11 protein-coding genes are annotated in these 14,637 nt (G+C 34.3%); 2 read left to right on the forward strand and 9 right to left on the reverse strand.

Annotated features, from left to right (window positions below):
• Positions 1–33: 33 nt before the first annotated feature.
• From AC3Y25_RS19305 to AC3Y25_RS19315, 3 genes are all read right to left on the reverse strand, one after another.
• The gene (locus AC3Y25_RS19305) at positions 34–645 is read right to left on the reverse strand and encodes a DUF417 family protein (protein ID WP_489903862.1); all 612 of its coding nucleotides are present in this window, start codon (positions 643–645) and stop codon (positions 34–36) included.
• Positions 646–724: 79 nt separating this feature from the next.
• Positions 725–1,537: an AraC family transcriptional regulator gene (locus AC3Y25_RS19310; RefSeq protein ID WP_489903863.1), complete on the reverse strand. Its 813-nt coding sequence runs from the start codon at positions 1,535–1,537 to the stop codon at positions 725–727.
• 136 nt (positions 1,538–1,673) lie between these two features.
• Positions 1,674–2,228 (reverse strand): NAD(P)-binding domain-containing protein, encoded by a 555-nt coding sequence (locus tag AC3Y25_RS19315; protein ID WP_489903864.1) that lies wholly within the window; start codon positions 2,226–2,228, stop codon positions 1,674–1,676.
• A gap of 163 nt (positions 2,229–2,391) precedes the next feature.
• Here AC3Y25_RS19315 and AC3Y25_RS19320 point away from each other — a divergent pair, with 163 nt between their 5' ends.
• Positions 2,392–5,406 carry a sensor histidine kinase gene (locus tag AC3Y25_RS19320; RefSeq protein ID WP_489903865.1) on the forward strand — a complete coding sequence of 1,005 codons (3,015 nt, stop codon included), beginning with the start codon at positions 2,392–2,394 and terminating at the stop codon, positions 5,404–5,406.
• Here AC3Y25_RS19320 and AC3Y25_RS19325 read toward each other — a convergent pair.
• From AC3Y25_RS19325 to AC3Y25_RS19350, 6 genes are all read right to left on the reverse strand, one after another.
• On the reverse strand, positions 5,403–6,032 hold the full coding sequence (locus AC3Y25_RS19325) for a response regulator (protein ID WP_489903866.1): 630 nt from the start codon (positions 6,030–6,032) through the stop codon (positions 5,403–5,405). The genes AC3Y25_RS19320 and AC3Y25_RS19325 overlap by 4 nt on opposite strands.
• Positions 6,033–6,037: 5 nt before the next feature.
• Positions 6,038–7,468, reverse strand: a complete 1,431-nt coding sequence (locus AC3Y25_RS19330) for a glycosyltransferase family 2 protein (RefSeq protein WP_489903867.1) — start codon at positions 7,466–7,468, stop codon at positions 6,038–6,040.
• Between the two features lie 12 nt (positions 7,469–7,480).
• Positions 7,481–8,302 carry a hypothetical protein gene (locus AC3Y25_RS19335; RefSeq protein WP_489903868.1) on the reverse strand — a complete coding sequence of 274 codons (822 nt, stop codon included), beginning with the start codon at positions 8,300–8,302 and terminating at the stop codon, positions 7,481–7,483.
• A gap of 2 nt (positions 8,303–8,304) precedes the next feature.
• Positions 8,305–9,519: a tetratricopeptide repeat protein gene (locus AC3Y25_RS19340; RefSeq protein WP_489903869.1), complete on the reverse strand. Its 1,215-nt coding sequence runs from the start codon at positions 9,517–9,519 to the stop codon at positions 8,305–8,307.
• Positions 9,519–9,884 (reverse strand): response regulator transcription factor, encoded by a 366-nt coding sequence (locus AC3Y25_RS19345; protein ID WP_095927525.1) that lies wholly within the window; start codon positions 9,882–9,884, stop codon positions 9,519–9,521. Before AC3Y25_RS19345 ends, AC3Y25_RS19340 begins: the two co-directional genes overlap by 1 nt.
• Before the next feature lie 74 nt (positions 9,885–9,958).
• Positions 9,959–11,944 carry a GAF domain-containing hybrid sensor histidine kinase/response regulator gene (locus AC3Y25_RS19350; RefSeq protein ID WP_427873430.1) on the reverse strand — a complete coding sequence of 662 codons (1,986 nt, stop codon included), beginning with the start codon at positions 11,942–11,944 and terminating at the stop codon, positions 9,959–9,961.
• 300 nt (positions 11,945–12,244) lie between these two features.
• On the opposite strand from AC3Y25_RS19350, the gene AC3Y25_RS19355 reads away from it, so the two are divergent.
• On the forward strand, positions 12,245–14,527 hold the full coding sequence (locus AC3Y25_RS19355; protein ID WP_489903870.1) for a cation:proton antiporter domain-containing protein: 2,283 nt from the start codon (positions 12,245–12,247) through the stop codon (positions 14,525–14,527).
• Positions 14,528–14,637 lie beyond the last annotated feature (110 nt).

Consider the following 14,637-nt stretch of genomic DNA (forward strand, 5'->3'; position numbering starts at 1 on the left):
ATGAAATTATATTCCGTTAGGAATATCTCATCGTTAGAAAAAAAATCGTTTTAAAATTTCCTTTGCATTGTCTGAAGCTACAATCAATCCGCCGCTCATCATGATAATGTCTTTGAGAACCAGACGGCCTCCGACAGAAAGATACGGAAAACCAAATTCTGGTGTTGGAAAATCTCCGCCCAAATTCGGCACGTAAACTTCTGGTGTTGTGATTAAAAACGATAAAGTCACAAATGCCATTCCGAACGTTAAAAGTCCGCCCAAAAAGCCCATTTTAGGAAACCAAATTCCCAAAAGAACCAACAAGCCAATGGTCACAATAACAGTTCCTAATCCGTAAGAGAAAATATAAGTTCCGTTGGCTTCGTGCCATTCAATGTTTTTCTCCACAGTTTTGCCTTCAACGTTTTTGTAAAGTGTGTAGGCTTTTACGGTTTTACCATCTTCATTCACAACTTGTTTATTGGCATCTTTATAAAAGAAACTCATAAACGGACTATTCGCAACAAGCGGAACAATTCCATCAGCTTCATATTTAAAAGCTTTTAATCCGCCAATCCATGCCATTACAACAAATATGGCAATTCTCAAAAAGTGAATAAAGTTGTTTTGTCCGCCAGCAATAAATCGTATAAATTTTTCCATTTTGATTCTGTTTTAAATACATACCAAAATTACTATACTGCTATCTGGATAAAAATGGACTAAAAGGAGTTTTCATGGACTATTTTGCCACGATAGAAATGCCGACTTCTTTTCTGAATTCTTTAGGTGAAATGCCCACACTTTTCTTGAAATATCGGCTGAAATAAAATTCGTCTTCAAAATTAAGATCGTCTGCAATTTCTTTTATCGTCTTCGTTGTTAAATGCAGCTGTTTTTTGGCTTCCAAAACAATTCGGTCCTGAATAAGCTGAGAAGGCGATTTTCCGAAATGCTTTTTGATTCTTTTACTGAAAGTATTTACACTTAAATTGTATTTAGAAGCATAAAAAGCGACTTCTTTGGCTTCAAGAAAATGAGTATCTAACAAATGCTGAAACTTCAAAATATCAGCATTCCCAATAGATTCCTGAATCTGTGGTGACATTTTGAGCTGTTTTTCTTTACTGCTCAAGGCGAGAATAACCTGCAGATAAGACTTTAGAATCGAATTATCATAATCGAGTTCAGAGTCTTCTACCCTTTTCATTCTTTCCATAATGCTCGCGATTTCTTCGTAAATAAAATCGGAAACCGTCACAAAAGGTTCGCTATAAATATCATTGAATAAAATTCCGTTGCAGGCCACTTCTTTTTTATGGTATTCAATACAATAAAAATCGCCATGAAAACTGAGAACATTTATGAAAGATGCAGTTGAACTTTTCCATTGCAATAACTGATATGGCGTTAAAAACAAAAGACATTTCCCTTGGCATTCGTAATCGGTTAAATCAACAGAAAAAGCCGCTTCTCCATCAAACATTAAAATGTTGTAATACGGCTCGTTGATTCCCTTTTCAAGAAAAGAAGATTGTTTCAGTTCGATTTTCATTTTACTAAATTAACGCAAAGCCAACTATTGCGCAATTTAAACCAAAAAAAATGTCCCAGAAAGTTAGCTTTTCTGGGAACATTTGAGGTTGAACAATTCTAATTTATTCAAAGCTGGTTTCGTAATATATTCCTCTTTAATTCAGGAAACAAGAATGCACTGGAAGTTGGTACAATTCTTCAAAATCTACTCCTACGAGATTTAGGCTTTTAAAAAATGGTTTTGCTTTATTTTTTGCCTGTTTATTCAATCCTGTATAAAATATTTCATCGCCATTCAGCTTTTGGCTTATTATAGAAAATACTTCTGGATTAACTATATTAAGCACCTTTATAACATGAGCTTCCGGCAAAAGAGAAGCAATAATTTCAGATGATGATTTTGAATTTGGCTTCAAGCATTCTAAACTAAAAATCGGATTGCTCTCGTATATAATTACTTTTTCGCTCATATCTGGCAAGTCAGTAAGGAATAATCCAACATCTTCACGCGGAATAAACACTATTAAAATACTGGCTTTTGCAGCTTCGTCTTTGCTAACCAATTTTACATTCTCTCCCAAAGTCTCCGCCATATCTTTAAACTGACGATTTTCGCGTGTAGAACTTAATAATACCTGATACCCAGCCTTGACCGCACGGTTCACAAAATCCATTGTAAAACTACATAAACCAATTACCCCAACCTTCATACGTTTTGCATTTTGCTTTTAACCTTATAACGCAAATATAGCGGTACAAAGTACTACACGACTTATTTTTGCTGTGCCAATAAATCTACAACGTTGTAGATTTAAAACTACAAACGGCAAATTGTGATTTATGTTTGCTAAGTTTGTTCTATAATTTAGTCAGATGCCAAAAATAGCGGTTCATATTTTGCGTTACTGTTGTTTTCTGCTTTTGCTCATTACAACCCAAATGGTCTGTCAAGAGAACTACACAGCCAGATGGTACACTGCGGATAATAACGAGCTGCAGCAGAATAGCGTAAAGGCAATTGTTCAGGGCAAACACAATTTTATATGGATGACGACTGAAAATGGCATTGTTCGCTATGACGGAAATAATTTTCTTACTTTCAATTCTTCCAATACCACTTTAGAACATACCCGCTTTACCGATATTTTCGGAAGCATCGAAAAAGACAGCCTAACCAGTTTCAACGAAAGCAAAAAAGAGCTTGTCTTTATCCGAAATGGAAAAGTCCAGATACTCAAAAAAAACGCTCTCAATTCTAGTTTAGTGCGAAACGGCAGACGTTTCTTTTTTCATGATGGTCTTCCTTCCAACTATACGATCAATAAGCATGAACCTTATTATATTAAATTAGCTACTGGAAATATATTTTTTATAGATAACCAAACTGTTGAATTATGTGATTCTAAAATGAAAAGTATTTCTAAAACTGCCTTTAAAAACGATAATGTCTTTAATTTTTTTGCAATCGACAATTCTCTTTTCTATCTCGCAGATAATGGCAATTACCACTGTTTTTCTAAAAAGGGCAAATCTTCTGGAAAGCTAAATGCATTACTTTCAAAAAACAATCGTAAACTATATTGGAATATCACAACAGGACAGGTTTTTCTTTCTATAAAAAACAAAATCTATCAGCTAAAAAATCAAAATGACCAATTAACAGCCCAATTAATTGTCGAATACAGAGATTTTGAAACCAGTAATATTATCGCTGTTTATTTTGACCAGAAAAACCAAAAACTGTATTTAGGAAGCGGCACAAACGGATTGTGTATTATTTCTTTTCCTGCGTTTAAAACAATAACGAAGAACAAAGGAAAAGCTGAAGTTTACTATGCTGCACAAGCTTTTAGCGACAGTACCGTCATCACTTCTGAAGGGCTGATTATTAGCAATAAGGGAGTTCTTAACAGTATTCCTTTTCCTAAGAGCGTTTATCTGGATGAAAGAATAAACATCGCTCTCGATGACGAAAAAAATATCTGGATCAGCCGGGGAATGAAAATGCTTTGTTATCTGAAAAAATCAGCATACAAAGAATCCCTAACCTACCCTTTTGATCAAAACCCGAAAACAATATTTAAAGATAACAGCAATACCATCTGGGTTGCTTTGAGTCTGGACGAGTTTCACAAGCCCAAATTATATTCCATAAAAAATGGAGTTGCGAAGCTTGAAGCCGTTTTGAAAAACAACATAAATTATATTGTCCAGCAAAACAATATTCTGTACTTGGCTGGAGATAACGGCTTGTTTCTTTATAATCTAAAAACCAAAAAGTTAGATTTTGCAAAAAATACCGGAAAAATAAATATTCGAAGTGTCTTTATAGACAGTCAACAAAAAATTTGGCTGACTACATATGAAAAAGGCTTTTTTCTGTATGAAAACCAAATGCTGCATTCTTTTCCAACAGACGAAGAGCATTATCTTAACACGACACACTGCATCATTGAAGATAAAAATAATTTTTTCTGGATATCTACCAACAAAGGACTTTTTCAAGTTTCTAGAAAAGCGCTGCTTCAATATATTAAAAATAAAAATACGGTTATTTACTACCATCAATACACTAAATCGGATGGTTTCCTGATTAACGAATTTAACGGCGGATGCCAGCCCTGCGGGAATTTTCTAAAAAATAATGATATCGTTTTTCCGTCTATGAATGGTATCGTATTTTTCAATCCTTATAAAGTTGCTCCTTTACTGCCTGGCAAAGAACTTTTTATTGACAGAATTGTTCTGGACCAAAAAACAATTGATCCAAAAGACACCATTGTTTTAAAAAACAACTTTCAAAGGGTTAGTTTTTTGCTTTCTTATCCTTATTATGGCAATCCTAAAAATCTGTCTATAGAGGCAAAAATGGACAAAATTGGCAGTGATCGCTGGGAAAGATTAAAAGCCGACAAATCGATATCTTTTACCACGCTTCCTCCTGGAACTTATAAACTTACCTTTAGAAGTTTATCTGGTTTTAACGCCAATTATGCCTACAAAACTGTAATTCTTGTTGTTCCTGCCAAATTTTACCAGACGATCTGGTTTGCCATTCTCTGCGGTATTCTGGCCATTGGTTTTGTAATTTCGATCTGGCATATCAGATTGTATTATCAAAGAATGAAAAGACGACAACTGGAAGAAGTAATTGCGAAAAAAACCAAAAAATTAGCGTCTACCGTTAAAAAACTTGAAAGAACAGAAAACAATTTAAAACAAGAAATTAAACAACACGAAATGCTGGTTAAAAGTGTCAGCCATGACATAAAAAGTCCGTTAAAATTCCTGTCTTCTTCTATAAAACATCTTTCAGAAAACAGCAGTATTCAAGACGACCAACGCCTCAAACAGCAATTAACGACATTACAGACTTCGACATCTCAGCTTTATGAATATGTAGAAAATCTAATAAAATATTCTTCTATTTTTATTGAAGGAAAAAAACTGGAAGACGAAAGTTATTCTTTGCATGAATTGATCGAAGAACGAATACAGATTTTTGAAAAGATTGCAGAAGCAGAAAACGTATCGATTGTCAATAATGTAGAAAAAGGTTTTTGTGTGAGAACCAACAAGAAAGCGCTTTCTATTATCATTCATAATCTGATTGATAATGCCATAAAAAATACCAAAAACGGAAGAATTGAGCTTTTATGCACGACTCAAGAAAATATTATGACTTTAAAAATTATAGATAATGGTAAAGGAATGAGCAAAGAGCTTATTGATTATTACCATAATTTTTATAAAAACCCGATTTCAAAAAATTACCATCTGGGACTTCATATGATTATCGAACTTCTTATTCTTATTGAAGGGAATATTAACATTATTAGTGACCTTGATAAAGGCACTACAATCGAAATTATGGTAGAATACAACTAACTCTGAAACGTATTATATAAATTAATGAGTTCTACCAGATTATTGACTTTTAATTTTTCAAAAACCCTCGCTTTGTAAGTACTCACGGTCGACATGTGAATATTGAGTTTGTTGGAGATTTCTAAATTACCATTTCCTTGAACCAGCAAATCTGTAATTTGAAGTTCTCTTTTAGACAAACCTTCCAACGGATTTAAAGTCTTTTTGCTCGTCTGAATATTCACTAGTTTACTAACTAATTCAGATGAAATATACGTTCCCGATTCGAAAATTGAAGTAATGGCAAACATGATTTTTTCTTCGCTGCACAGTTTGTCTACATAACCGTTGGCACCAGAAGAAAGATATTTTAAAGCATATTGTTCTTCTTCGTGCGCTGAGAAAATCAATATTTTCACCTCAGGCTGAATGACTCTGATATCGGTTATCATATCAGTATTTTTTCCTCCTGGAATATTGATATCTAAAATCACTAAGTCAAAAGGAAGATTTTTTAAAAGTGTAATCGCTTCAAAGAAATTTTCGGCATTCGAAATGGCAACATCATCAAATTGTCGCTCCAAAATCATGGCCACTCCGTTTCGCACTACCAAATGATCATCTACTATTAAAATCCTCTTTTTCATTTTCATTATTTCTTGGTAAATCCTTTTCTGGTCATTTCTCCCCAGCCTTTGGTTCCCATCATTTTTTCTTTATAACCAATTAAAGCTGCATAAACTGTAAGTGGATGAAAGTAAAACGGCTCGATAAAAGCGGCCATTAATAATTTAAAAAAATCGGCTTGTTTTGGGTATTTATGATAGGTTTTCTCTTCGCTGTACAAAGCAATCACCGAAAAGAACACCGCAAAGGTATACACAAAAAGCAGCAGTAAAAAGAAAAAATGCCAGTTTAGCAAACCGAACACTATAAATACAGCGGTTATGACCAAACCGATGAATTCTATTGCAGGAGCCAGAAATTCAAATAAAGTCCAATATGGCACACTCAGCATTCCGAGTAATTTATATTTTGGATTTAAGAACATTCCGCGGTGAATGCTTAATGTTTCTATGGTTCCTCTCATCCAGCGAGAGCGCTGTTTTTTGAATATGTTGAAATCCTCAGGCGCTTCGGTCCAACAAAGTGGATCTGGAATATAACTCACGGAATAAGGCAGTTTATTATCGAGCATGTAACGGCGCATTCTAACAATGAGTTCCATGTCTTCTCCAACCGTTTTGGTGCTGTAACCACCCGAAAGTATGGCAATTTCTTTGTCAAAAGCTCCAAAAGCACCGCTTATAAGTAATAAACCATCTAGTTTTCCCCATGCCATTCTTCCTAAAAGAAAAGCTCTTAGATATTCTAAAACCTGAATTCTCGACAACATTACATCTGGAACATTTACTTCGACCAAGCGTCCGTTTTTAATTACACATTGATTGGCTATTCGTACTACGCCTCCTGTTGCGATAATTCGTTTTCCGTACGATTCTAAAAATGGTTTTGCGAGTTTTAAAAGCGAATCTTTATCTAAGATGCAATCAACATCAATACAAACTACGTAAGGATTTTGAGCAATATTAAGTCCGACATTTAAGGCATCGGCTTTACCACCATTTTCTTTGTCAACGACAATCAGTTTTTTGAAAGCGGCATTTTTGGAAGTGTAAATTCCTCTAATTTTTTTGGTTTCAATCTGCGGATGAAAATCCAAATCAGTCAAAACCAAATCGTAGGTTTTGGTTAAGATTTCCATCGAATTGTCTTTACTTCCGTCGTTTACCACAATAACCTGATAATTATTGTAATTCAGCGAAAGCAGCGATTTTACATTTTCTTCAATAGTCAAACCTTCGTTATAAGCAGGCGCAATAAGCGAAAGTTTTGGTGCAAACTCGCTGGTTAACAAAACATCATAATCTACAAAACTGTTTCTTTTAAGATATTTTCTAAGTTCTTTTGTAGAAAGATAAGCCAACATTAAATAAGAAGACATGATTAGTATGGCGTAACCTAATATAAGGAGTATATATACATCCAAAAACCACGTTATTTCAGTATTAAAAAAAGTCATTTTCTTATAATATTATGGTGTTAAGGTCTGTAAAAGACTCTGTGCTTTGTATTTAATTATAGTATTTGATGTATTGTCTGCCAAATGAACAACATAAGGAAGCTTTTGTGTTAGTTTAAGTTCTTTTATCAGTTTTAAACCAAGTGCAATTACAGTCGTATTTTGCGATTCTAACAAATGTTCAATTCCTTCTCTATCACCAATATCGTGTTTTTTAAAAGCACCAATGATATTCAACTGCATCCAATCGTCAATAGGATCTGAATGTTCTACAAGATATTTTATGCTTTCAGTCCCTTCAAGTTTAATAGCTGCATTGAGTGCTACAATTTTTAATGTTTTCTTTCTGGCTTTAGAATAAACAATAATCTGATCAAAAGCTTCATTGATATTAAACTCTGCCAGTTCGGTGATTCCTTTACATTTTACCTCCCATTTCAGGCTTTTCATTTTTTTGAATGAATCTTTTATCAGTCCAGAATCTTTATAAAAATGTTCTAATTTTTGAGCATAAACACCTTCATAGTTTTTATGCAGATTGATAAGAGATTCTGTCAAAACTTCTCTGAAAAAAGAAGTGTCAAAAAGAACTAGGAAATTTTTGTCCTTCTTTACTTCGGCAAACGGAATATCTTCAAAAATAACAGCCGACATTATTTTATCTATTATTGTACTGTATTCTTTACTAAGGCGTTCTCGTTTTATTTTACCGTTTCTGCTGGCAACAATAACAAGATATAGAATAAGTGAAGCCGCTATGAACAGATAAATGGAGAAAGTAAGAAAAGGCACTTCCCACTGACCTTGTTTATATAGTTCCCAGATTTCAGTCATTATTAAAAACGTTTTGTTACAATTAACTGCACATTAAACTTGTTTCTATATTCGCCAGGTACATATTCCTCATCTTCATAAAGGAAAATCGGGCGTACAAAGAACGAATCACCAAAACGATGCTGATACTGAATTCCAATTCTATACGCTTTTAAAGGTTGCGTAAAATTATTGTATAGATACAAATAAGGAACGTTTCCGTATTGCAATTCCAGTCTGATAAGGCGCTCTTTTTCTTCATTTACGCGCTGAACGCTTAAAACATGAGAAAACAATTCGTTCGAAGTATCATAATAAGGTCTGTAAGCAAAACTATAAATTCCGGCATTATAGGCCACTTGTCCGGTAATCAGCGTAATATCGTCTGTATCAAAATGCATAAATCTTGCGCCAAGCGAAAAATCAAAATGTTTCTGTGGCTTAAAATAATATTCTAAACCTGCTTTGGCTACAGGAAATATAGTTTCTCCTGTTGATACCCCAGCATTTGCATACAAATAGCTTTTGTTTGAAAAGGTCTGATAGAAATCGGTTTCAAATAAGATTTGGGTTTCATTGCTGACATTTCCAATATTTGCCCTTCCTACAATCGCCGATTTGCTGAATTTATGCGAATACTCTGCATATCCATAATGAAATGGAGATTGTCCAGGATCTGAGGTTGAAATATTAAGATAAGAAAACGAAACGGCATTTTTTGCTTTGCGCCCAATAAGCGTACGGATTCCTCTAAAAGCCTGCGTACTATTATCAATATAAGATGCCTTTTCTATTAAATCTAAAGCTTCTTGATCACGGTTTAATTTCTCCAGACAAGTGGCCTTAATCTTCAATACATCAACCGATTTTGGATCAATGGCCAGATATTTATCGCAATACGAAATGCATTTTTCATAATCTTCTGTCCAAAAATATACATTTACAAGTGCCTGTAATGCTTCTGGATTTGGATTATTTCGGTCTGCCATTGGAGACAAAATTTTTATAGCAGTTTTATATTCTTTTTTCCAGCTGTAAATGCGTCCCGTGTAGATTTGTATATCTTCATTTTCAGGATATTTGGCGCGTAGAGGTTCTATAATCGATAAAGCTTTATCGTAATTTTCTTTTTCGACTTCGCGCTTCACATTGGCCAAAGCCTCGTCTATATTGATTTCTTGTCCAATTGCAACAGAAGAAATAAAAAGCAGGAAAATAGAATAATATATAAACTTCATCAGATTCGGGTTTTTAGTAGTTTATTAATCCTCACTAAAAGTACAGCTGGACTTACTGGTTTTGCAATAAATTCGTTTGCTCCAATATCAAAAGAGTCAAGCTCGGTCTGCTCAACACCCGAAGAAGTCAATATAATAACAGGAGTATCAGATTTAAGGTTCTCTCTGACGTGCTGCGTAATTTCCATTCCGCTAACACCCGGCATGTTTATATCAGTCAATATTAAGTCATAGTTTTCTTTTTCGATCGCGTCTAACGCTTCTTTACCATCAGAAAACTGGTCAACATTAAATCCTTTTGACTCTAAGAAAAAAGATAACGATTTGCGTAGGATATCATTATCTTCTGCTACAATAATTCTCATTTTTTATTTTTTTATCTGGGGATATTCAAAATTATAACTTCTTATTTATAAAGCTACTGCATATTTCTTTTATATCATAGCTCTTTTAAAATTTTAACGACTTCTTCAATTCCGCAGTGAAAAATATTCACTTTATCTAATGTTTCCGAAGTAAATTCGCCAGATGACGCTTCTACTTCGATAATGGACAGACAATTGCTCAAATCTTGCAGCATAAATATATCCATGCTTGATTTCATATTATGCGCCAGTTTTTTTACATTTTCATAATCCGTATTCTTAAATGCTTCTTCTAACTGTGCCACCTGACTTGGAATTTTTTCTATAAAAAGATCTATCATATCTTTTCTAAATTCAGAATCTCCTCCAGACATTTCATCCAAAAAAGACATATCAATAATTCTCTTATGATGCGTATTGTTATCTGGCGTCATTACTGTTTTTATCGCTTTTAAAAGAACAGACTGTTTAAACGGTTTTGGCACGTAAGCATTCATTCCTACTTTGTAGCATCGCTCCTGCTCACCTACCAGAGAATGTGCCGTCATGGCAATAATTGGAATACTGGAATTCATCTCGTTTCGAATATATTCTGTGGTTTGATAGCCGTCTTTAACAGGCATCTGCAAATCCATTAAAACCAAATCATATTCGTTTTGAGACAAAAGCTCGATGCCTTCTTCGCCATTTTGCGCAATATCCAAATCAAAACCAAAATTATTAATGACGCTTTTTGCAAGCTTTTGGTTTAAAACATTGTCTTCGCAAAGCAATATTTTAAGATTTCCTAAATCATTTTTAGAAACCGTTTTTACTGCGGTCTCTTCAAAATTTGACTTTTTGTACGAAAGGGTAAAGAAAAACTCAGAACCGCGGTTTAAAGTACTTTTTACGTGAACTTCTCCTTTCTGCAATTCAACCAGCTGTTTTACAATATTCAATCCAAGTCCGGTACCGCCAAATGTTCGCGTTGTACTTTCTTCGCCTTGTGTAAAGCGTTCAAAAATAGTTGCAAGTTTATCTTTCGGGATTCCGATTCCGGTGTCTTTTACAGAAAATTTAAGCGAATAACTGTCTTCTGTTTCCTCTATTTTCTTTACCGAAACGGTTACTTCTCCTTCATTTGTAAATTTCAGAGCGTTTCCGATAAGATTTACCAATATCTGATTAAGTCTTCCTTGATCTCCAATAACCAAATCTGGCATTTCGGCATCCAAGAAAAGATTAAACTCCACCTCTTTCTGCACTTTTACTTTCAGTAAATTATAGACGTGTTTGAGCGTTTTCTTTAAATTAAATGGTTCGGCTTCGATTGGTAAATTTCCCGATTCAATTTTAGAAAGATCCAAAATATCATTTACAATCAGAAGTAAATTTTCACCAGCAATCTGCACACTTTCAATATAATCGCGCTGTGTATCATCGAGTTCTGTCTGTGCAAGCAAATCTGTAAAACCAATAATCGCGTTTAAAGGCGTTCTGATTTCGTGGCTCATATTGGCCAAAAAACTGTCTCTTGCCAGAACAGCGCGTTCGGCAATTTTTCGCTGCGTATATAATTGATGGTTTTTTGTGCCTAATTCGAGCTGAGCGATAACATGTTTCGCTATAATAGAAAGTGCATTACGCTGATTTTCATTCAGTTCTTTTACGACATGATCTACTGCGCACAAAGTCCCGATATTATAGCCATCGGGCGTTGTAAGCGGTACACCTGCATAAAAACGAACATTAAATCCGCCTGTTACATTGGGATCGTCTTTGAATGTTTCGTTAACATGCGTATCGTTGATTTCTAGAATTTTTGTATCTAAAAGAGTGTAATTGCAAAAAGTGATTTCGCGAGGAACTTCAGAAACTCCTATTCCAATTTCAGATTTGAACCATTGTCTATTTTCATCAATAAAAGAAATATGGGCAATTGGCACACCGCAGATATAAGCAACAAGCTTTGTCGCATCGTCAAAAGCATCATCTGGAAGCGAGTCGAGTATATTATAACGTTTTAGAGCAGCTAAACGTTGAAGTTCGTTATCTGGAATTGGATAATCTTTATTCATTTTATTCAAGTGGTAAAGGTATAAAGGTAAGGCAATTTAGTCTAAGCCCCTTGCATTATCTCGACTTTTCTATCAAAACGACTTTCAGCACAATAATTTTTATCATTCAAATCTTCCTTTTTTTATTTCATTACAAATTTTTTCTTGGTCATTACAAAATTGAATATCCCCTATTGGGCGAATGCTGATTTTGTTATAAAATTGCCCTGATTTTATCAACTAATCTCTTCAAAAAAGTCCTTTTTTCTATCTTTTTTAAAAGAAAATCAAGTCGTTTCGAAGAGCAAAAAATTAAAATAAATGAAAAATTTAAGAAACAGTATTTTTTACATTGGAGTTATTGGAGGATTCTCTGTTCTAATGTATTGGATTATTTTGTTAGGCGTAAAACTGGAAACAGGCCGAAATCTTAAAATCCCCACTTCTGACAAAAGCCAATGGAGCGAATTTCTCGATTCTCTTATAAAAAACCTGCATCATCCTTTAGCGCTTTTATTGGCACAGATTGTTACCATTATCTTTGTTGCCCGTATTTTTGGATGGATTTGCATTAAAATAAAACAGCCTGCCGTAATCGGAGAAATGATTGCGGGAATTGTGATGGGGCCTTCTTTAATCGGAATGTATCTACCTGAGTTTTCTGCGGCTTTATTTCCCGCGGAATCACTTGGAAACCTACAGTTCTTAAGCCAGATTGGTTTAATCCTTTTCATGTATATCGTGGGAATGGAGATCGATATGAAGATTTTGAGAAACAAAGCCCATGATGCTGTAGTGATAAGTCACGCAAGTATTATCATTCCGTTTGTTTTAGGAATGGGACTGGCGTATTTTATATATGACGAGTTTGCCCCCGCAGATGTACAATTCACATCTTTTGGTTTGTTTGCCGGAATCGCGATGAGTATCACTGCTTTTCCGGTGCTTGCCAGAATTGTGCAGGAACGCGGTATTCATAAAACAAAATTAGGGACGATCGTAATTACCTGTGCCGCTGCCGATGATATTACAGCTTGGTGTATTCTTGCGGTTGTAATTGCAATTGTAAAAGCAGGTTCTTTTGGAAGTGCTTTATACACAGTTGTTTTGGCTTTAGGATATGTTTTCTTAATGATAAAAGTGGTTCGTCCGTTCCTTAAAAGAATTGGAGATTTGTATGCGACAAGCGAAAAATTAAGCAAACCCATTGTTGCTATTTTCTTTTTAACGCTTGTGGTTTCTTCTTATTTAACAGAAGTGATCGGAATTCATGCTTTATTTGGAGCTTTTATTGCTGGAGCAATTATGCCTGAAAATATTAGATTCAGAAATCTATTTATCGAAAAAGTCGAAGACGTTGCACTTGTACTTTTATTGCCGTTATTCTTTGTATTTACTGGTTTAAGAACGCAAATTGGTTTGTTGAACGAACCGTATTTATGGAAAATTGCAGGATTAATTTTTGCAGTAGCTGTTATAGGCAAATTTGTAAGCAGTGCGCTTGCAGCAAAATTTGTGGGACAAAACTGGAAAGACAGTTTATCGATTGGAGCTTTGATGAATACAAGAGGTTTAACAGAGTTAGTGGCTTTAAATATTGGTTATGATCTTGGCGTATTGAGTCCAGAATTGTTCTCTATGTTTGTAATTATGGCGCTGGCTACCACGTTTATGACGGGGCCAACATTAGATTTAATCAATTGGCTTTTTAGATCTAGCAAACCAGAAACTGAAGAAGATATTGCTCTAAAAAACAAATACCGAATTTTATTGTCTTTTGACAGACCAGAATCTGGAAGAGCTTTACTTAAAGTTGCTGATGGATTAACCAATAAACGTTCTGAAAGCGCTGAAATTACCGCCATGCACTTTCTTCCGACAGAAGAATTACATCACTACAACACTGACGTTTATGAAAACGAAAAGTTTAAAGATATTGTAGAAGAATCTGTTGCTTTAAACCGAAATATCACAACTATGTTTAAGGCATCTTCTGATATTGATAACGAAATTGTAAATGTGGCCAACAAAAGCAAACATGATTTATTATTGGTTGGAATTGGGCAATCTATCTATCAAGGAAGTTTATTAGGAAGAGTGCTTGGATTTACAACTCGAATTATCAATCCTGAAAACATATTAAATACCGTAACTGGAAAGGAAAACATTTTAGAATCTGCTCCTTTTGATGATGGCACAAGACAAATTATTGCAAAATCTCATATTCCTGTTGGAGTTTTAATTGACAAGGATTTGGCCGACATCAACACGATTTTTATTCCGCTTTTTAGTTTAAAAGATTGGAGTTTTATTCAGAACTACGTTCAAAAGTTTATTCAGAATATTGAAGCTTCCATTGTGATTTTGGATGTGGAAGGAAAAATAATGGCTGATTTAGATACAAAAGAAAAAATCAGATTAATGGAACAAGCGGCGCCAAGTTTGCTTTCGTTAAGAAAAGAACAAAATGTTGAAAGAGAATTTCTAGAACAGCAAGATTTAATGCTGATTTCAATTGACGGCTGGAAACATTTAATGGACAGTAAAAGTCCGTGGCTGACACATATTCCTTCAACATTAATTATTTCTGAAGATAAAAAATAAAGTTTGTTTTGGAAATATACACAGAAAGCGCCCTTTTAAAATAAAAGGCGCTTTTTTGATTTAAATAATGTTCATTGTGTAAAAAATATTTAATATTGTAAGAAAAAACT

This window comes from Flavobacterium sp. LK-23, assembly GCF_058135255.1.

Excerpts from the sequence above, each read along its gene's own strand:
- AC3Y25_RS19335 (WP_489903868.1), bottom strand. The coding sequence starts at position 8,302 with ATGACTGAAATCTGGGAACTATATAAACAAGGTCAGTGGGAAGTGCCT.
- AC3Y25_RS19345 (WP_095927525.1), bottom strand. The coding sequence starts at position 9,884 with ATGAGAATTATTGTAGCAGAAGATAATGATATCCTACGCAAATCGTTA.
- AC3Y25_RS19320 (WP_489903865.1), top strand. The coding sequence starts at position 2,392 with ATGCCAAAAATAGCGGTTCATATTTTGCGTTACTGTTGTTTTCTGCTT.
- AC3Y25_RS19310 (WP_489903863.1), bottom strand. The coding sequence starts at position 1,537 with ATGAAAATCGAACTGAAACAATCTTCTTTTCTTGAAAAGGGAATCAAC.
- AC3Y25_RS19305 (WP_489903862.1), bottom strand. The coding sequence starts at position 645 with ATGGAAAAATTTATACGATTTATTGCTGGCGGACAAAACAACTTTATT.
- AC3Y25_RS19340 (WP_489903869.1), bottom strand. The coding sequence starts at position 9,519 with ATGAAGTTTATATATTATTCTATTTTCCTGCTTTTTATTTCTTCTGTT.
- AC3Y25_RS19330 (WP_489903867.1), bottom strand. The coding sequence starts at position 7,468 with ATGACTTTTTTTAATACTGAAATAACGTGGTTTTTGGATGTATATATA.
- AC3Y25_RS19315 (WP_489903864.1), bottom strand. The coding sequence starts at position 2,228 with ATGAAGGTTGGGGTAATTGGTTTATGTAGTTTTACAATGGATTTTGTG.
- AC3Y25_RS19355 (WP_489903870.1), top strand. The coding sequence starts at position 12,245 with ATGAAAAATTTAAGAAACAGTATTTTTTACATTGGAGTTATTGGAGGA.
- AC3Y25_RS19350 (WP_427873430.1), bottom strand. The coding sequence starts at position 11,944 with ATGAATAAAGATTATCCAATTCCAGATAACGAACTTCAACGTTTAGCT.
- AC3Y25_RS19325 (WP_489903866.1), bottom strand. The coding sequence starts at position 6,032 with ATGAAAAAGAGGATTTTAATAGTAGATGATCATTTGGTAGTGCGAAAC.